Annotated in this window: 17 protein-coding genes and 2 tRNA genes; 3 read left to right on the top strand and 16 right to left on the bottom strand. The window is 70.9% G+C overall.

Features of this window, described 5'->3' with window-relative positions; genetic code table 11:
• The first annotated feature begins 385 nt into the window (after positions 1-385).
• Together O1G22_RS28180 and O1G22_RS28175 are read left to right on the top strand one after the other, a co-directional pair.
• On the top strand, positions 386-1663 hold the full coding sequence (locus O1G22_RS28180; protein WP_270083875.1) for a ferric reductase-like transmembrane domain-containing protein: 1278 nt from the start codon (positions 386-388) through the stop codon (positions 1661-1663).
• Positions 1660-3270 carry an NADH-quinone oxidoreductase subunit NuoF family protein gene (locus O1G22_RS28175; RefSeq protein ID WP_270083874.1) on the top strand — a complete coding sequence of 537 codons (1611 nt, stop codon included), beginning with the start codon at positions 1660-1662 and terminating at the stop codon, positions 3268-3270. The genes O1G22_RS28180 and O1G22_RS28175 overlap by 4 nt, the downstream gene beginning before the upstream one ends.
• A gap of 119 nt (positions 3271-3389) precedes the next feature.
• On the opposite strand, the gene O1G22_RS28170 is transcribed toward O1G22_RS28175, so the two are convergent.
• From O1G22_RS28170 to O1G22_RS28125, 10 genes are all read right to left on the bottom strand, one after another.
• A tRNA-Ala gene (locus O1G22_RS28170) sits at positions 3390-3462 on the bottom strand.
• A gap of 127 nt (positions 3463-3589) precedes the next feature.
• Positions 3590-3823 carry a hypothetical protein gene (locus tag O1G22_RS28165; RefSeq protein WP_006136074.1) on the bottom strand — a complete coding sequence of 78 codons (234 nt, stop codon included), beginning with the start codon at positions 3821-3823 and terminating at the stop codon, positions 3590-3592.
• Positions 3824-3826: 3 nt separating this feature from the next.
• Positions 3827-4000: a hypothetical protein gene (locus O1G22_RS28160; protein ID WP_225100930.1), complete on the bottom strand. Its 174-nt coding sequence runs from the start codon at positions 3998-4000 to the stop codon at positions 3827-3829.
• Positions 4001-4237: 237 nt separating this feature from the next.
• Positions 4238-4310 (bottom strand) — tRNA-Ala (locus O1G22_RS28155).
• A gap of 116 nt (positions 4311-4426) precedes the next feature.
• Positions 4427-5095 carry a histidine phosphatase family protein gene (locus O1G22_RS28150; RefSeq protein ID WP_225100929.1) on the bottom strand — a complete coding sequence of 223 codons (669 nt, stop codon included), beginning with the start codon at positions 5093-5095 and terminating at the stop codon, positions 4427-4429.
• Entirely contained in the window at positions 5095-5538 is a 444-nt protein-coding gene (rsfS, locus tag O1G22_RS28145; protein ID WP_225100928.1) for a ribosome silencing factor, read from the bottom strand. The genes O1G22_RS28150 and rsfS overlap by 1 nt, the downstream gene beginning before the upstream one ends.
• 103 nt (positions 5539-5641) lie before the next feature.
• A complete protein-coding gene (locus tag O1G22_RS28140) occupies positions 5642-7375 on the bottom strand; it encodes an LCP family glycopolymer transferase (RefSeq protein ID WP_270083873.1) in 1734 nt (577 codons plus the stop codon).
• A gap of 16 nt (positions 7376-7391) precedes the next feature.
• Positions 7392-8087, bottom strand: a complete 696-nt coding sequence (gene nadD, locus O1G22_RS28135) for a nicotinate-nucleotide adenylyltransferase (RefSeq protein ID WP_270083872.1) — start codon at positions 8085-8087, stop codon at positions 7392-7394.
• Positions 8088-8143: 56 nt separating this feature from the next.
• On the bottom strand, positions 8144-8299 hold the full coding sequence (locus O1G22_RS28130; RefSeq protein WP_270083871.1) for a hypothetical protein: 156 nt from the start codon (positions 8297-8299) through the stop codon (positions 8144-8146).
• Between the two features lie 142 nt (positions 8300-8441).
• Positions 8442-8606, bottom strand: coding sequence for a hypothetical protein (locus tag O1G22_RS28125; protein WP_270083870.1), 165 nt, complete (start codon positions 8604-8606; stop codon positions 8442-8444).
• Between the two features lie 102 nt (positions 8607-8708).
• Here O1G22_RS28125 and O1G22_RS28120 point away from each other — a divergent pair, with 102 nt between their 5' ends.
• Positions 8709-9788 carry a M48 family metallopeptidase gene (locus O1G22_RS28120; protein ID WP_270083869.1) on the top strand — a complete coding sequence of 360 codons (1080 nt, stop codon included), beginning with the start codon at positions 8709-8711 and terminating at the stop codon, positions 9786-9788.
• Between the two features lie 26 nt (positions 9789-9814).
• On the opposite strand, the gene O1G22_RS28115 is transcribed toward O1G22_RS28120, so the two are convergent.
• From O1G22_RS28115 to obgE, 6 genes are all read right to left on the bottom strand, one after another.
• On the bottom strand, positions 9815-10885 hold the full coding sequence (locus O1G22_RS28115; RefSeq protein WP_270083868.1) for an SCO2583 family membrane protein: 1071 nt from the start codon (positions 10883-10885) through the stop codon (positions 9815-9817).
• A 90-nt stretch (positions 10886-10975) separates the two neighbouring features.
• Entirely contained in the window at positions 10976-11548 is a 573-nt protein-coding gene (locus tag O1G22_RS28110; protein ID WP_487416682.1) for an SCO2584 family spore wall biosynthesis protein, read from the bottom strand.
• 141 nt (positions 11549-11689) lie between these two features.
• Entirely contained in the window at positions 11690-12976 is a 1287-nt protein-coding gene (locus O1G22_RS28105; protein WP_225100920.1) for a glutamate-5-semialdehyde dehydrogenase, read from the bottom strand.
• 88 nt (positions 12977-13064) lie between these two features.
• Positions 13065-13490 (bottom strand): hypothetical protein, encoded by a 426-nt coding sequence (locus O1G22_RS28100; protein ID WP_270083866.1) that lies wholly within the window; start codon positions 13488-13490, stop codon positions 13065-13067.
• Between the two features lie 120 nt (positions 13491-13610).
• Entirely contained in the window at positions 13611-14717 is a 1107-nt protein-coding gene (gene proB / locus O1G22_RS28095) for a glutamate 5-kinase (RefSeq protein ID WP_270086566.1), read from the bottom strand.
• A 523-nt stretch (positions 14718-15240) separates the two neighbouring features.
• Positions 15241-16689 (bottom strand): GTPase ObgE, encoded by a 1449-nt coding sequence (gene obgE / locus O1G22_RS28090; RefSeq protein WP_270083865.1) that lies wholly within the window; start codon positions 16687-16689, stop codon positions 15241-15243.
• Between the last annotated feature and the right edge of the window lie 22 nt (positions 16690-16711).

Raw genomic sequence — 16711 nt, 5'->3', positions numbered from 1 at the left:
AACGAAAAATCCCCTCACACAGGAGGGGACGCCGCGCCGATGCCGACCTCACGGGTACGACCGGGGTCGGTACTGATCAGCGCGGCCCGCTAAGCAGAAGGCGTACGGCACGCATGGCGCTAGGGTACCGCAGGCCCTGAGCGAGCCGCGACGGCCTTGAGCAAGCCGCGACGCGCGTCCGTATCCCTTGTGGACATGCCAGGAGTCCGGCCCGGAACTGAACTGAAGTCAAGAAATACATCGCGTACCGTCCACTAAGGGACACCGCCCAGTCATATTGCCCGTTGATAACAACGCAATAACTGAAACCGCGTACCGATCGGTATGGCGCCGCTTAGAGTTCGGCAGCGGGACCGCTTTCCCGAAACTGCTCGGAGTTGCCCCCATGAACCCTCGTCGTAGTACCAGCTCACTCCCCAAACCGGGCCGCTCGGCCTATGGGGTGGCGACCGCCGTCGCCCTGCTGCTGATACCCGTGGTCGTACTGGTCGGAGGCGGCCCGGTCCGCGACTTCCTGAACTTCGGCGCGGGCGTGCTGTCGCTGGTCTCGCTCAGCTGCTCGGTGATCTGGGGCCTGTTCGCCCAGGACCGGATCTTCCTGAACATCCGGCAGCGGATCGTCGGCCAGGCGGTTCACCGCACTCTGGGAATCGCCTCGATCGCGTTCCTCCTGCTGCACATCGTCACGAAGGTCGCGCTCGGGCACGCGCCCGCGATCGCCGCGATCATTCCGTTCTCGCTCGGCGTCACCGGAATCGGCGGCCTGATCGGACTGGGCTCGGTGGCGGGTCTGCTGATGATCTTCGTGGGTGTCACGGGCGCCCTGCGCAGCAATTTCGCCACCCCGGCCCCGGTCGCCGCCCGCTGGCGCGCGATGCACATGCTGGCCTACCCGGCCTGGTGTGCGGCGCTGATCCACGGCCTGTACGCGGGCCGCGCGGCCAAGCCGTTCTTCGTGATCTCCTACGGCCTGTCGCTGCTGGGGGTGATGGCCGCCCTCGCGCTGCGCTCCGCCCCGCGCCCGGTCAAGCGCAAGGTCGCCGACCGCCTGGTGGCCCTGTTCGGCAGCTCGGAGCGGCCCGGCTTCGAGGAGCTGGACGCGAGCCGCTCCCGGATGGCCGAGTCGGCGTCCGCGGGCTTCGAGCGCCGGCGCGAGCCCGAGGCGGCGCCCGCCCCCGCCGCGCCGCTGTACCAGTCGCCCGTGACCCCCGGGGCGCAGCCCGCGTCGGGCTTCGCGGCCGCCTACCGCGCGGTCTCCCCGCGCGGCGGCGCCCAGCAGCCGTTCGCGGCCGGCCAGACCGCCCGCATGGACCTGCCGCTGGACCTGCAGGCCACGGAGGCCATCCCGCGCGTCGACGGCCCGTCCAGCACCTCGGGCAGCTGGCCGATCCCGTCCCCGCCGCCGGTCGGCGAGGCCCCGCCGTCCGCGTACGACCCGCTCCAGGACACCGGATACACCATCCCGGTCTATGGCAATCCGGGCACGTCCGGATACGGCGGAAGTGACATGTACGACACCGGTGAGACAAACGGCCGCTATGGCACGTACAACGCCAGTGACACGTACAACAACGGTCCCGCTGCCGAAACGCTGCCCGGCGCGTCCTTCGACGCACCGGGTTCGGGCGAATCCTGGAACACGCCGTCCGGAGGCTTTAAGTGAACGAGGCCCTGCCCGACGTCCCCGAGGTCCGCGTCGTCGGCCTTCCCCAGCTCACGTCGGGCTTCGACCTCGTGGAACGTCTCGACCTGCCCATGCACCTGAAGGTGCACGGGCCGCTCGACCCCCTGGGCGGCGAACAGCTCGCGCAGCTCGCCGAGAGCATCAACCTCAAGGGCCGCGGCGGTGCGGGCTTCCCCTTCCACAAGAAGCTGCGCTCGGTCGCCGAGTCGGCGATCAAGCGCGGGGTGCGGCCGGTCGTCGTGGTCAACGGCAGCGAGGACGAGCCGGCCTGCCGCAAGGACACGGTGCTGATCAACCGCGCCCCGCACCTGATCCTGGACGGCGCGCTGCTGTGCGCGGAGGCGCTCGGCGCGCGCACACTCGTGATCGGCGTCACGCGCGAGTCCACGCAGCGCTCCATGGAGGCCGCTCTCGCCGAACGCGGGCTGAGCAACAGCCGTAGATCGGCGCTACGCGCGTGGGTGCAGCGCAACCCGGTGCGCATGGTCACCGGCGCCGCCGCCTCGCTGATCCGCTCGGTCGACGGCGGCCCCGCGATCCCGCCCGGCCGCAAGATCAGCGCCTCGCAGAGCGGTGTCGGCGGCGCGCCCACGCTGCTGTCGAACGCCGAGACGTTCGCCCAGCTGGCCATCGCCGCCCGCATCGGCCCCGAGCGCTACGGCAACACCGGCCTGTACGACGAGCCGGGCACCGTCATGCTCACGGTGTCCGGCGCGGTGGCCCGCCCGATGGTGCTGGAGGTCCCCACGGGTGTGCCGCTGCGCTACGTGCTCCAGCTGGCGGGCGCCCCGCCGGTGCCGCAGGGCGTGCTGACCGGCGGCTACCACGGCAAGTGGATCGACGCGGCGACGGTCAACGAGGCGATCGTCTCGCGCAACTCTCTGGATGCGGTGGGCGGTTCGCTGGGCGCGGGCGCGATCCTGCCGATCAGCCAGGAGACCTGCCCGCTGGGCGAGTCGCTACGGGTGGCGCAGTGGCTGGCCGAGGAGAGCGCCGGCCAGTGCGGCCCCTGCTACCTCGGGCTGCCCGCCGCCGCGCGCGGGATGGAAGACATCCTCAACGGCGGCGGACCGGCCGCCCTGGAGGCGCTGAAGCAGGTCGCGAAGAACGTCAAGCGCCGCGGCGCGTGCTCGCATCCGGACGGCTCGGCGATGTTCCTGGAGTCGACCATCAAGGCGTTCACCGACGACCTGGCAGCCCATGTCCTCGGAAACGGCTGCGGACGGCCCGTGGAGGGCGTTCTGCCGCTCTTCGAGGGGGGCAGGGCCCCGACGGGCATCCCGGGCGGCGGAGAGCCCGAGGAGACCGGCGCGAGCCGCCAGAAGATCTACGTCGACTGGACGCTGTGCCGGGGCCACGGGCTGTGCGCCGACATCCTGCCCGAGGTGTTCGAACTCGGCGCCGACGGGTTCCCGACGGTCGCCCAGGCGCAGGTGCCGCGCTACGCGGAGGCCAAGGCGCTGCGCGCGGTGCGCCGCTGTCCGGCGCTCGCCCTGCGCCTCGAAGAGGACACGCGCGGACAGGCGCCGTCGCGCAACCTTCCGGTCCTCTCCCAGGGCCGCGGCCGGCGGGCGCTGGGCCGCTGAGACACGTCGAGGGGTGCCCCCCCCGGGACCGGGTGGGGCACCCCTCGACGTTCGGACGCCACTCGCGCACAACACGCCGAAGGCGGACCATCCTCGGGATGATCCGCCTTCGACTTCTGTGGAGCTAAGGAGAATTGAACTCCTGACCTCCTGCATGCCATGCAGGCGCTCTACCAACTGAGCTATAGCCCCTTGTTCTGTTGTTTCGCCCGGTTCCCCTGGCGACGTCGTAAACATTACAGGGCCGGGGCCGTAGCGCAAAATCGGTTTCAGGTTCACACAGGTACGTGCGCCTATGTCCGGTTTCGCGCTGGAGCTGTCAGGCCGTCACGAAGGAGTAGAACCGCTTGAGCGTGCAGTGCTCTTCGAGGAGGCGGCCGTAGATCGGTTCGCCCTCCAATTCCCGGTACGTCTCGATCGGGTCGCCTTTTATGATCAGCGCCCGTGCGCATTCCTCGCACCAGTACTGGTAGTCGGGATTGATCGGCTCCATGTCGCGGACAATCGGCGTACCGCTCCCGCACCAGTCGCACTTTCGCCTGTGTGCACCCATCGATCAGCTCCAGCTGTGGCCGCAGGCCGTGCACACGTAGGAGATTCCGCCGTTGTCGCCGAGGACTTGGGCGACATGCGCGGAACCGCAGGAAGGGCAGAGCAGCCGGGTGGTCGTGTTCCGTATCAACGCCGCACCGAGGAGGTCGCCGCCCTCCCCAAGGATGCTCGCAGGCATCGCTACTCCCTCCCGTCGGGCCGCGTCCCCTTCCGGCCGTTTGATTCTGCCACGGCCGGAGCAATACGGTCAGCGACGCCTCAGTACCAGTCCGGACACGGCTGCCGCCGCCGCTGTGCAGAGGTATACGCGCGCGGGGCCCCGACCGACTCAAGCCGCATGCAGAAGATCCCGCCCCCTGGTGGGGACGGGATCTTCATCACCGATCTCTGACGACTCAACCGAGTCATCGATCAGTGGAGCTAAGGAGAATTGAACTCCTGACCTCCTGCATGCCATGCAGGCGCTCTACCAACTGAGCTATAGCCCCTTGCCACGCGGCGGAACCGCATGGTGTCTCGCTTCCCGCTCGGCGGGGCGAACAAGAAGAACTTTAGCCTGTGACCTGCCAGAAAGTGAAATCCGGGGTCCGGGAGGGGTGACGGGTCAGGTGTCGTCGCCGAGGACGGGCTCCGGAAGGGTGCCCGCGTTGTGCTCCAGCAGGCGCCAGCCGCGGGCGCCTTCGCCGAGCACGGACCAGCAGCAGTTGGACAGACCGCCGAGGCTCTCCCAGTGCCGGGCCTCCAGCCCGAGGAGCCGGCCGATGGTGGTGCGGATGGTGCCGCCGTGGCTGACGACGACGAGCGTGCCGTCCTCGGGCAGCTTCTCGGCGTGCCGCAGGACGACGGGCGCGGCCCGGTCGGCGACCTCGGTCTCCAGCTCGCCGCCGCCGCGGCGGACCGGCTCGCCGCGCTTCCAGGCGGCGTACTCCTCGCCGTGGCGGGCGATGATCTCCTCGTGCGTCAGCCCCTGCCACACGCCCGCGTAGGTCTCGCGCAGATTCTCCTCGCGCGTGATGTCGAGGCCGGTGAGGGTGGCCAGCTCGGCGGCCGTGTCCGCCGCCCGCTGCAGGTCGGAGGAGACGATCGCGTCCGGCTTCAGGGACGCCAGCAGCCGGGCGGCACGGCGGGCCTGGCCGATGCCGGTCTCGGTCAACGCGACGTCCGTGCTGCCCTGGAAGCGGCGCTCGACGTTCCAGGCGGTCTGGCCGTGCCGCCACAGGATGATGCGGCGGCCCCGGCTCCTGCGGTCGGTGACCTCACCGGTGGCGCTCATCACCACTCCCCGCCGGGCTCCGCGGCGGCCTCCTGGGCCTGCAGCTCGGCGTGCTCCTTCGCCTTGCCGCGGGTGGCCTTGGCGTCGGCGGGCAGCTCCAGCTCGGGGCAGTCCTTCCACAGCCGCTCCAGGGCGTAGAAGACCCGCTCCTCGCTGTGCTGGACATGGACGACGATGTCGACGTAGTCGAGCAGGACCCAGCGGGCCTCGCGGTCGCCCTCGCGGCGCACCGGCTTGGCGCCGAGTTCCTTCAGCAGGCGCTCCTCGATCTCGTCGACGATGGCCTTGACCTGGCGGTCGTTCGGCGCGGAGGCCAGCAGGAAGGCGTCCGTGATCGACAGCACGTCGCTGACGTCGTAGGCGATGACGTCGTGGGCGAGCTTGTCGGCCGCCGCCTGGGCGGCGGTGTTGATGAGCTCAAGGGAACGGTTCGTGGCGGTCACTACGAAGCTTTCGGTCGGCGGACTTTTGCCATCAAGGGTCTCACGGACCGCACGGGGCACCCCACGTGATTAAAGGATCGCGCAGGGTGCCCCGTGTCCCTCGTCAGGAGGCGGACGGCTTGTAGTCCTGGCCGAGGACCACCGAGACGTCGGCGCCGGAGGAGACCGTGCCCTTGGCCACGGAGCCCGCCGGCAGGCCGAGGGTCTTGGCGACCTCGGTGGCGTTCGCCTTGTCGGAGGCATTCACGTAGAGCACCTTCGAGGCGGCCTGGGTGCCGGACGCGGTGCCGCCCTCCAGGAAGGTGAAGCCGCCGTTGAGAAGCACCACGCGGGCCTTCTCGGTGTCGTCCTTCACACCGGTGGCGTTCTGCACCGAGACCCGGACCGCGGAACCGGCGGGGCTCTTCGCGGTGCCGCCGAGGATGTCCTTCACCACGCTGTCGCTGGTCTGTGCACTCAGGGTGCCGTCCGTCTGCACGGGCAGCAGGGCGGTCTTGTACTGGCCGCTCTTGGCGAGGTCGGCGAGCTTGGCGAGGAAGGCGCCGAGGTCCTTGTCGGTGAGCGGCGGGTCGAGGATCTGCGCCAGGGTCTGCACGGTGGTGATCGCCGAGGACGGGTCGGAGGACAGCTTGCGCAGCACGCCCTGCATGACCTGCCCGAACCGCTCCAGCTGGGCGTTCTCGTTCTCGCCGGAGGCGCGGTAGGTGGCGTAGGCGACGGCCATCTTGCCGCTGAGGGTCTGCTGGCTGCCCTTGTGGACGAGCGGCTCGGTGCCCTTCTTCTTGGCGTCCGGGTCGGGCACGTCCGTGTTGGTGTCGATGTCGATGTTGCCGACCAGGTCGACGAGGTTCTGCAGATACGGGGTGTCGAGGCGCCAGGTGCCCTGGATGCTGGTGCCGAGGACGGTGTCGAGCTGGTCGCGGGTGCCCGAGGAGCCGTCGTCGTCCACCGACTTGGCGAGGGTCGTGGTGGCGCCCGAGTCGTCGCTCAGGGCGAGGTTGTTGGGCAGCAGCACGGTGCTGCCCTGTTTGGTGGTGGTGTTGTCGACCAGCAGTGCCGTGGAGGTGCCGCCCTTGTCGGTGTTGTGCAGGTGGACGACGATCACGTCGCGTTTCTGGGCGCCGACGGGCGTGGCCGCGCCGGGCTTGGCGGCCGCGGAGGACAGGCCGGGCAGCTTTCCGGCGTACCAGAGGTAGCCGACGCCGCCGGCCGCGACGAGCGCGAGGACCACGACCAGGGCGATCAGCCGGCTGCGGGCGCGGCGCTTGGCCTCCTCGCGGCGCTCGGTGCGGTTCTCGGTGAAGTTCAGCCAGTCGATGACGTCCTCGGAGTCGCCGTCCGGCTCCTCGACGAAGGCGAACTGCTCGGTGCGGTAGTCCCGTTCACCCTCGCCTCGGGCTTCCCCGGACCGCTGCCCCTCGCCCCGCGGCTGCTCCGCCGGGCCGGCCTGCTGCGGGATGTAGGCGGTCTGCCCGGCGACGCGGGGCTGCTGCCCGCTGGTCGCGGCCTGCCCGTAGGGGTCGTAGCCGGCGGGGTGCTGGGTGCCGGTCCCGGTCCCGTAGGGGTTGTACGGGCTCTGGGCCGCGTAGGGGTCGTACGCCTGCTGCTGCCCGGAGTCGTAGGAGGGCACCGGCGGCTGCTGGCCGGTGGCGTACGGGTCGTAGCCGTAGCCCTGCTGCTGGGTGTATGGGTCGTAGGCCGGCCGGGGGGTCTGCTGTGTCTGCGGTGCCTGCTGTGCCGGGACCTGTTGGTACACGGGCCGGCCGTACTCGTCGTAGCCGACGATCTCGTACGGGTCGGCGCCGTAGCCGTCACCCGCGTCGTATCGGTCGTTCACCGGTGCCCCTCTCGGCTCACTCGCCGCGGTACAGCTCGCGCTTGTCGATGTAGCGCACGACTCCGTCCGGCACCATGTACCAGATGGGGTCTCCCTTGGCGACTCTCGCGCGGCAGTCCGTGGAGGAGATGGCGAGCGCCGGCACCTCCACGAGGGAGACGCCGCCCTCCGGCAGGCCGGGGTCGGTCAGGTGGTGGCCGGGGCGGGTGACGCCGATGAAGTGCGCCAGGGAGAACAGCTCCTCGCTGTCGCGCCAGGTCAGCAGCTGGGCGAGGGCGTCGGCGCCGGTGATGAAGAACAGGTCGGTGTCGGGGTTGAGGGCCCTGAGGTCGCGCAGGGTGTCCACGGTGTAGGTAGGGCCGCCGCGGTCGATGTCGATGCGGCTGACGGAGAACTGGGGGTTCTCGGCGGTCGCGATGACCGTCATCAGATAGCGGTCCTCGGCCGGGGAGACCTTGCGGTGGGACTTCTGCCACGGCTGGCCGGTGGGCACGAACACCACCTCGTCCAGCTGGAACTGCGCGGCGACCTCACTGGCCGCCACGAGGTGCCCGTGGTGGATCGGGTCAAACGTTCCGCCCATGACGCCCAGGCGTCGCTTGCCCGTGTGCACGGGGCCGCCGAACGGCCGGTACCGCGCATGCTGCGCCCTGTCGTCGGCACTCTCGCGGCCGTCGTACGCCGGACCGGTAGGCATGTCCTGCTCTCCCATGCGTGCAGACCCTACCGGCCCGGCCTCGGGCGTCCCGCCGGGGACGGGGTGCCGGCTCAGCGGTCGCGGTTGAAGCGGGTGGTGATCCACAGCAGGAGCAGCAGGATGATGAAGGCGCCTCCGCCGGTGACCAGCGGGTTGAGGCTGTCGTGGTGACCGCCCCCGGCTTCGGCGAGGGTGACCGTCTGGGCTGCGGCGCTGTGAAGGCTCATCTTCGGCAGGACCTAACGCGTGTGGGCGGGATAAAGATGTCGGCTCATCGTATGCGGGCGGCCTGTCGGCGATCACCCCGACTCCGCCGTTGGGACCCGGAGGGAAGTGCGTCCGGGTCCGGCGGGGAACTTTCGCCGGCCCTCAGTCGTCCTTCCGCTTGTAGCCACGCAGCAGGAACCAGGCGGTCAGCGCGCAGCCCAGCACCATCACGATCAGCACGATACGGAGCAGGTTCCCCGTCCCGTGCTGCTGGACGGCGCTCGCGGCGGCCTCGGTCAGCCGGACGGCTGCGGGGTGGTGATCCATCGGTGGACTCCTTCGGCTGTACTGCCCGTCCACGGTATCTCCGCCTAGGCTGGGCCCTGCCTCGGGGGCACAGTGGGCACTCACACGCACTTGGGGGAAGACATGTCCGACGACGGCCGGCAGGACACGGGGCACGAGCGCGTGCCGAGCAGGCAGCGCAAACGTTTCCCGGGGATCTCCTCGCGCACCTATGAGCATCCGGCGGACCGCTCGGCCCTGGTCGCGCTGCGCAAGCTGAGCGGTTTCGACACGGTCTTCAAGGCGCTCAGCGGGCTGCTGCCGGAGCGGAGCCTGAGACTGCTGTTCCTGTCCGACTCGGTGCGCGTCTCCGAGCGGCAGTTCCAGCATCTGCACGACATGCTGCTGGACGCCTGTTACATCCTGGACCTGGAGAAGGTCCCGCCGATGTACGTCAACCAGGACCCGCAGCCGAACGCGATGTGCATCGGCCTGGACGAGCCGATCATCGTGGTGACCACGGGGCTCGTGGAGCTTCTCGACGAGGAGGAGATGCGCGCGGTCGTCGGCCACGAGGTGGGTCACGCGCTGTCCGGCCACTCGGTGTACCGCACGATCCTGCTGTTCCTGACCAACCTCGCGCTGAAGGTCGCCTGGATCCCGCTGGGCAACGTGGCGATCATGGCGATCATCACGGCCCTCCGGGAGTGGTTCCGCAAGTCGGAGCTGTCCGCGGACCGCGCGGGTCTGCTGGTGGGGCAGGACGTACAGGCCTCGATGCGCGGCCTGATGAAGATCGCGGGTGGCAACCATCTGCACGAGATGAACGTGGACGCCTTCCTGGAGCAGGCCGAGGAGTACGACGCCGCGGGCGATCTGCGCGACTCGGTGCTGAAGATCCTGAACGTGCTGCCCCGCTCGCACCCGTTCGCCGCCGTGCGGGCGGCCGAGCTGAAGAAGTGGTCCGAGTCCCGGGACTTCCAGCGGATCATGGACGGTCACTACACGCGCCGCGACGAGGACAAGGACGCCTCGGTCAGCGACTCCTTCCGCGAGTCGGCGGCCGCGTACGCCAGCGATGTGAAGGGCTCCAAGGACCCGCTGATGAAGCTGGTCTCGGACCTCGCGGGCGGCGCGGGCGAGTTCGGCGGCCGGGTACGGCGCGGCTTCGACGGCTTCCGCAGCCCGCCGCCGGCGCAGGAGGGGCCGCAGGACACGGAGTGACCCCTACTCTGCACTGAGAACGCCGCTCACACCTTCGGCTGAGCCCCGGCGGCCAGCGTCCCGCAGAGCGCCGCCGGGCTGTCCGTCGCGAAGGGGTCGGTGCCCGCGGGGGCGCCGGTGCGGGCCGTCTGGCCGGCCAGCAGGGGCCGAAGGTACGAGGTGGAGTCCTCGGCGCAGGCGAGGGGGCCCGCCTGGATGTACGACGTGAGCAGCTGGACCTGGTGGGTGCGCAGGTCGTCGCGGGTGAAGCGGAACGTCAGCGCGCGGCGGACGGTGAACAGGGAGACCTGCGCCCCGGCCGGGGCTCCTGCGGGGCGCAGCGCGTAGACCAGGGTGTGGTCGGCGCTGACCTCCAGCGTGTCCGGGTCCGCCTCGACGGCCTGCAGATCGCCCTGGACGCGGATCCGGTCGTCGGCGAGCTGGGTGCGGGCGGGGTCGAGGCGTATCAGCCAGCCGGTGGGGGCGTGCCGGCCGTCGGCCGCCGGGTGGGCGAAGCTCTGGTCGAACTGGTCGAGCTGGACGGCGTCGAGCAGGGCGCGGGCGGGTGCGGTCTGGCGGCCGGTCAGCACCTCGGGGTAGAGGGCGGAGCGCACGATGTAGTCCTTGGCGATGATGAGGGCGGCCACGACCTGGCTGTCGGAGAAGTGCGCGGTGCCGCGCGCGGCCGGCAGCGGTATGCCCTCGGCGCCGATGTCGAACTGGGCGGCGGGGCTGTGGGCGTACAGGGTCTCAGCGTCGGCGGCGCCGGGCACGCCGCTCGTCGGGGTGAGCGGGATCACCGTCATCCGCAGGGGCTCGGCGGCGCTCTGGGCCTGCGGGGTGCCGTAGGGATGACGGACGCTCATGTAGACGGCGGTGCCCAGGGCGACGGCGACCAGCACGACGAGGACCAGCAGTTGCCGGGTCAGTCCGCGCTGCAGGGAGGGGCGTCGGCGTACGGCCGGCGTGTGGTCGGCCATCCGCTCCTCGGCGGAGTACTCCTGGAGGCGGGCAGCGCGGACGAACGACTCGTCGAACACGACGGATCGATACTCGTCCTCGCCACCTGCGGGGCCGCCCTCGGGTGTCCCCTCCGGTGGGTCTCCTGGCCCGCCCATACTTTCAGAGTAGGTCTCAGGGGCCTCGGGTAAACGCCCTGGTACACGACAACTTCTGACAGGTACTCAGCAAGGGTTGCGCGGGCGTGTTCAGGGGGTGCGCGGCACGGCGGAGGCGACCGGCCGGTCCGTGTCGGCGGAGACGGAGGGGGCGGCGGCGCTGCCCTGTTCCACGCCGGTCGAGGCGGGTGCCGGCACCCGTTCGCGGGTGCCGGAGGAGCCGCCCCGGTAGACGGCGGCGAAGGCCAGCGCGACCATGCCTATGCCCATCACGACGGCGAGCACCCAGGCCACGGGGCGGTGCCAGCGGACCTGTCTGCCGTGGCCGCCGAAGGGGCCGTGACCGTCGTCGAGGACGTAGATGTCGTCCAGCTCGTCGTCGTCACGATCTTGGCCGAGATCGGTCCCCTCGGGGGCGTATTTGCCGTCGTAGCGCTCGGCGCGGGCGCGGGCGCGGCGGGCCTCCGCCTCGGAGGCCTCGGCTCTGGCCTGCGCGGCAGCCAGGAGGCGTTCCACAGCGGTCGGTTCATGGACCGTGGCCGCCTGTACGAAGGCCTCGTCGAAGACCACGGAGGCGAACTCTTCGTCCGACACCCCGTGGTCGTGGTCGTCGTCGGGCTCCCAGCCGTCAGGGAACGGCGTGCCCCCCACGTCCTCCGGCACGCATCCAGAGTAGACCTGGGGGGTCAATTTGGGCAGACGGTATGGAAATTCATCCGCCTGTTGAGACGATTTCCGGACGCCACCCGGACGCTGCCCGGACACCGGGGCATTCAGCCGAACGGGTGAATTTCGGCGGCGGGCTCAGGGACGTACGTGCCCGTCGCCGGTGACGATGTACTTCGTGCTGGTCAGCTCCGGCAGGCCCATCGGGCCGCGGGCGTGCAGCTTCTGGGTGGAGATGCCGATCTCGGCGCCGAAGCCGAACTGACCGCCGTCGGTGAACCGGGTGGAGGCGTTCACGGCGACGGTGGTGGAGTCGACCAGCTGGGTGAAGCGGCGGGCGGCCTGCTGGGAGGTGGTGACGATCGCCTCGGTGTGGCCGGAGGTCCACAGCCGGATGTGCTCGACGGCCCTGTCCAGCGAGTCCACCACCGCCGCGGCGATGTCGTAGGAGAGGTACTCGGTCTCCCAGTCCTCGGCCACGGCCTCCACGAGCGTCGCCTTGGAGTCCTTGCCGTAGACCATGACCCGCTCGTCGGCGTGCACGGTGACGCCGGCCTCGGCGAGGGCGTCCAGGGCGCGCGGCAGGAACTCGGCGGCGATGTCCTGGTGCACCAGGAGGGTCTCGGCGGCGTTGCAGACGCTGACCCGCTGGGCCTTGGAGTTGATCAGGATGTCGATGGCCATGTCGATGTCGGCGTGGGCGTCGACGTAGACGTGGCAGTTGCCGGTGCCGGTCTCGATCACGGGGACGGTGGACTCGCTGACCACGGTCTGGATCAGGGAGGCGCCGCCGCGCGGGATGAGGACGTCGACCAGGCCGCGGGCCCGCATCAGCTCGCGCACGGAGTCACGGCTCTCGCCGGGCACGAGCTGTACGGCGTCGGCGGGCAGCCCGGCGCCGCCGACGGCGTCACGGATGACCCGGACGAGGGCGGTGTTGGACTCGTACGCGGAGGCGGAGCCGCGCAGCAGGACGGCGTTGCCGGACTTCAGGCAGAGGGCGGCGGCGTCGACGGTGACGTTCGGCCGGGCCTCGTAGATGATGCCGACGACGCCGAGCGGGACGCGGACCTGGCGCAGGTCGATGCCGTTGGGGAGGGTGGAGCCGCGGACGACCTCGCCGACCGGGTCGGGCAGCTTCGCGACGTCCCGGACGTCGGAGGCGATGGCGCGGACCCTCTCGGGGGTGAGGGTGAGCCGGTCGACGACGGACTCGCTGGTGCCGTTCTCGCGGGCCTTGGCCACGTCCTTGGCGTTGGCCTCGACGATCTCGCTCGTCCGGACCTCCAGGGCGTCGGCGATGGCGAGCAGCGCGTCGTCCTTCACGGCGCGCGGCAGCGGCGCGAGGTCGGCGGCGGCGGCCTTGGCACGGTAGGCGGCCTGGGTGACCGGGGACATCGAGTCGTACGGCGAGAGCGTGGTCATGCAGGAAGGGTAGTGCGCGGTGCGGAGCGGTTCAGCGTACGTCCCACACCGCGAGATGAAACCCCCCGATAACGGACCCTGTACAGGCTCAGAAGGGGTGGACCCCTACGGGTGTCGCGGGTGGCGGGCCGTAGCCCTCGGCGATGCGGTGGTGGTAGGTCTCGCGGTCGATGACCTCCAGGCCCACGATCTCCCAGGGCGGCAGGCCGGCGCTCTGCCGGTGCTCGCCCCACAGGCGCAGGGCGACGGCCGCGGCGTCGTGCAGGTCGCGGGCCTCCTCCCAGTACCGGATCTCGGCGTGGTCGGTCGCGTATCTGCTGGTCAGGAGGAAGGGGTGGTCGTGGGCCAGCTGTTCCAGGGCCCGGCGCAGGTCGGGCAGGGGGACCTGCGCCCCGGAGACGCTCAGGGTGACGTGCCACAGCCGGGGCAGGTCTTTCGGCTCCTCGTAGGTGCCCCCGGCCGCGACGCTCGTCAGGCCACCGCGGGATGCCACCCCAGGGCGCGCTCGTCTCACGACGGCCTCCTCAACCCAGCGCTCGGAAACATGCCACGAGACAAAGTTGAGCAGGCCGTATCGCTCTGCGGGGCGGTTTTACGGAACGTCCCCCACCGGGGGCTGTCGTTATGCCCCGTTTTACGAGTGCAGGAGCACCAGGTCGTCCCTGTGTACGACCTCGCGTTCGTACGCCGCGCCGAGCTCGCGGGCCAGCTCCCGGGTCGAACGCCCGATCAGCCGGGGGATCTCCTTGGCGTCGAAGCTGACGAGGCCCCGGGCCACCGCGCGGCCGGCCGCGTCCCGCAGCTCGACGGGGTCGCCCGCGCTGAACTCGCCCTCCACGCCGGCGATCCCGGCGGGCAGCAGCGACTTGCGGCCCTTGACCACGGCCTCGACGGCCCCGTCGTCCAGGATCAGCGCGCCCTGCGGGGCGGAGGCGTGCTGGAGCCACAGCAGCCGGCCGCCGGAGCGCTTGCCGGTGGGGTGGAAGTAGGTGCCGGTGTCGCCGCCGCTCAGCGCCTCCGCCGCGTGCACGGCGGAGGTGAGGACGACGGGGATGCCGGCGGCGGCCGCGATCCGGGCGGCCTCGACCTTGGTGACCATGCCGCCGGTGCCGACGCCGGCCTTGCCCGCGCTGCCGATCTCGATGCCCGTGAGGTCTTCCGGACCCTTCACTTCCGCTATCCGTGAGGTGCCGGGCTTGCTGGGGTCGCCGTCGTAGACGCCGTCGATGTCGGACAAGAGAACCAGCAGGTCGGCGTGGACGAGGTGGGCGACGAGGGCGGCGAGGCGGTCGTTGTCGCCGAAGCGGATCTCGTCGGTGGCGACGGTGTCGTTCTCGTTGACGATCGGGAAGGCGCCCATCGCGAGCAGCTTGTCGAGGGTGCGGGAGGCGTTGCGGTGATGGGCGCGGCGGCTCATGTCGTCGCTGGTGAGCAGGACCTGGCCGACGCGGACGCCGTAGCGGGCGAAGGAGGCGGTGTAGCGGGCGACGAGCAGGCCCTGGCCGACGCTGGCGGCGGCCTGCTGGCGGGCGAGGTCCTTGGGCCGGCGGCGCAGACCGAGCGGCGCGAGCCCGGCGGCGATGGCACCGGACGACACGAGGACGATCTCCCGCTCTCCGCCGCTGCGGATCTTGGCGAGCACGTCGACCAGCGCGTCGACGCGGTCGGCGTCCAGGCCGCCGGCGGCAGTGGTCAGCGAGGAGGAGCCCACCTTGACGACGATCCTGCGGGCCTCGCCCACGGCCTGCCTTGCCCTTGCCACCTTGCCCTCTGTTCCCTCGTGTCCCGCGCGGGATTCCGGCTGCCTGTGCGGCAATCTACGCGAAGTGGATCGGCTCGCGCGCGCCGGTCCAGCCTCCGGACACGCGCTGGGTAGCCACGCACTCACAGTCAGCGCACAGCGGGGGCCGGTACACGGGAGGGCCGGCTCCGAGACCGGCCCTCGCTCAAGACGCCCTCCTCGTGCCAGGCCGGCCACCGCCGCGTCGAACCGGCCGATCGGCTTCGGCTCGTCCGGGCCCGGCAGAGAGCGCCTGAGCTCGGTGCGGCCGGCCGCCGGCGGGCGCCCGCACCGAGCGCGCACGGCGTCCAGCAGGCCGCCCAGCTCGGCGGGCAGTCCATTACCCCGGACGTTGCCGGAGACCGCCCGGTGGCAGCCCCAGCCGGGATCAAGCCGCCGCAGCGAGGGCGGCGGCTGTCGTCAGGCCCCGGTCCAGTCGTAGAACGGTCCAGTCGTAGACACCGGGCCAGTCGTAGACCCTGGTCTACTCGAACGGGTCGAAGTCGTCGTACTCGCGCAGCGACTCGTCCCGCTCGGCCTGCTTGTCCTTGCGGCGCTGGGCGGCCGGCCGGGGCGCCTCGAAGCGGTGGTCCTCGCCGCGTCGGCCGAGCATCTCGGCACCGGCCGTCAGGGTCGGCTCCCAGTCGAAGACGACCGCGTTCTCCTCGGGGCCGATGGCGACACCGTCGCCGGCCCGGGCGCCCGACTTCATCAACTGCTCCTCGACGCCGAGGCGGTTGAGCCGGTCGGCGAGGTAGCCGACGGCCTCGTCGTTGTTGAAGTCGGTCTGGCGGACCCAGCGTTCGGGCTTCTCGCCGCGCACCCGGAACACAGGCTCGCCGTCGACCTCCTCGCGGGTGACTGTGAAGCCCGCGTCGTCCACGGCCTTGGGCCGGATGACGATCCGCGTCGCCTCCTCCTTCGGCTTAGCGGCACGCGCCGCGCCGACCAGCTCACCGAGCGCGAAGGACAGCTCGCGCAGCCCGATGTGGGCGACGGCCGACACCTCGAAGACGCGGTAGCCGCGCGCCTCCAGGTCGGGGCGGACCATCTCGGCGAGGTCCTTGCCGTCCGGCACGTCGACCTTGTTCAGGACGACGATCCGGGGCCGGTTGCCGAGGCCGCCGTACTGGCGCAGCTCCTCCTCGATGACGTCGAGGTCGGAGACCGGGTCGCGGTCGGACTCCAGGGTCGCGGTGTCCAGCACGTGCACCAGCACACTGCATCGCTCCACATGCCGCAGGAACTCCAGGCCGAGGCCCTTGCCCTGGCTGGCGCCGGGGATCAGTCCGGGCACGTCGGCGATGGTGTACACGGTCGAACCGGCCGTGACGACACCGAGGTTGGGCACGAGGGTCGTGAACGGGTAGTCGGCGATCTTCGGCTTGGCCGCGCTGAGCACGGAGATCAGCGAGGACTTGCCGGCGCTCGGGTAGCCGACGAGCGCCACGTCGGCGACGGTCTTCAGCTCCAGGACGACGTCCTGCAGATCACCGGGCTCGCCGAGCAGCGCGAAGCCGGGCGCCTTGCGGCGGGCGGAGGCCAGCGCGGCATTCCCGAGACCTCCGCGGCCGCCCTGCGCGGCGATGTACGACGTGCCGTGGCCGACGAGGTCGGCGAGCACGTTGCCCGCCCTGTCGAGGACGACCGTGCCGTCCGGGACCGGCAGGACCAGGTCCTGGCCGTCCTTGCCGGCGCGGTTGCCGCCCTCGCCGGGCTTGCCGTTGGTGGCCTTGCGGTGCGGCGAGTAGTGGTAGTCGAGAAGCGTGGTCACGGACTGGTCGACGGTGAGGATGACATCACCGCCGCGCCCGCCGTTGCCGCCGTCCGGGCCGCCGAGCGGCTTGAACTTCTCACGGTGGACGGAGGCACAGCCGTGACCTCCGTTACCCGCGGCGACGTGCAGTTCGACGCGGTCCACGAAGGTGGTCATGGTTCAGTGCCTCCTGGGGGTC

The organism is Streptomyces camelliae (genome assembly GCF_027625935.1).
In the GTDB taxonomy this organism is placed as follows: domain Bacteria; phylum Actinomycetota; class Actinomycetes; order Streptomycetales; family Streptomycetaceae; genus Streptomyces; species Streptomyces camelliae.
This window is presented reverse-complemented; position numbering and strand designations above follow the sequence as displayed.

Excerpts from the sequence above, each read along its gene's own strand:
- O1G22_RS28165 (WP_006136074.1), bottom strand. The coding sequence starts at position 3,823 with ATGGGTGCACACAGGCGAAAGTGCGACTGGTGCGGGAGCGGTACGCCG.
- O1G22_RS28105 (WP_225100920.1), bottom strand. The coding sequence starts at position 12,976 with ATGACCACGCTCTCGCCGTACGACTCGATGTCCCCGGTCACCCAGGCC.
- O1G22_RS28130 (WP_270083871.1), bottom strand. The coding sequence starts at position 8,299 with ATGAGCCTTCACAGCGCCGCAGCCCAGACGGTCACCCTCGCCGAAGCC.
- obgE (WP_270083865.1), bottom strand. The coding sequence starts at position 16,689 with ATGACCACCTTCGTGGACCGCGTCGAACTGCACGTCGCCGCGGGTAAC.
- O1G22_RS28160 (WP_225100930.1), bottom strand. The coding sequence starts at position 4,000 with ATGCCTGCGAGCATCCTTGGGGAGGGCGGCGACCTCCTCGGTGCGGCG.
- O1G22_RS28180 (WP_270083875.1), top strand. The coding sequence starts at position 386 with ATGAACCCTCGTCGTAGTACCAGCTCACTCCCCAAACCGGGCCGCTCG.
- O1G22_RS28125 (WP_270083870.1), bottom strand. The coding sequence starts at position 8,606 with ATGGATCACCACCCCGCAGCCGTCCGGCTGACCGAGGCCGCCGCGAGC.
- nadD (WP_270083872.1), bottom strand. The coding sequence starts at position 8,087 with ATGGGAGAGCAGGACATGCCTACCGGTCCGGCGTACGACGGCCGCGAG.
- O1G22_RS28120 (WP_270083869.1), top strand. The coding sequence starts at position 8,709 with ATGTCCGACGACGGCCGGCAGGACACGGGGCACGAGCGCGTGCCGAGC.
- O1G22_RS28115 (WP_270083868.1), bottom strand. The coding sequence starts at position 10,885 with ATGGGCGGGCCAGGAGACCCACCGGAGGGGACACCCGAGGGCGGCCCC.
- O1G22_RS28150 (WP_225100929.1), bottom strand. The coding sequence starts at position 5,095 with ATGAGCGCCACCGGTGAGGTCACCGACCGCAGGAGCCGGGGCCGCCGC.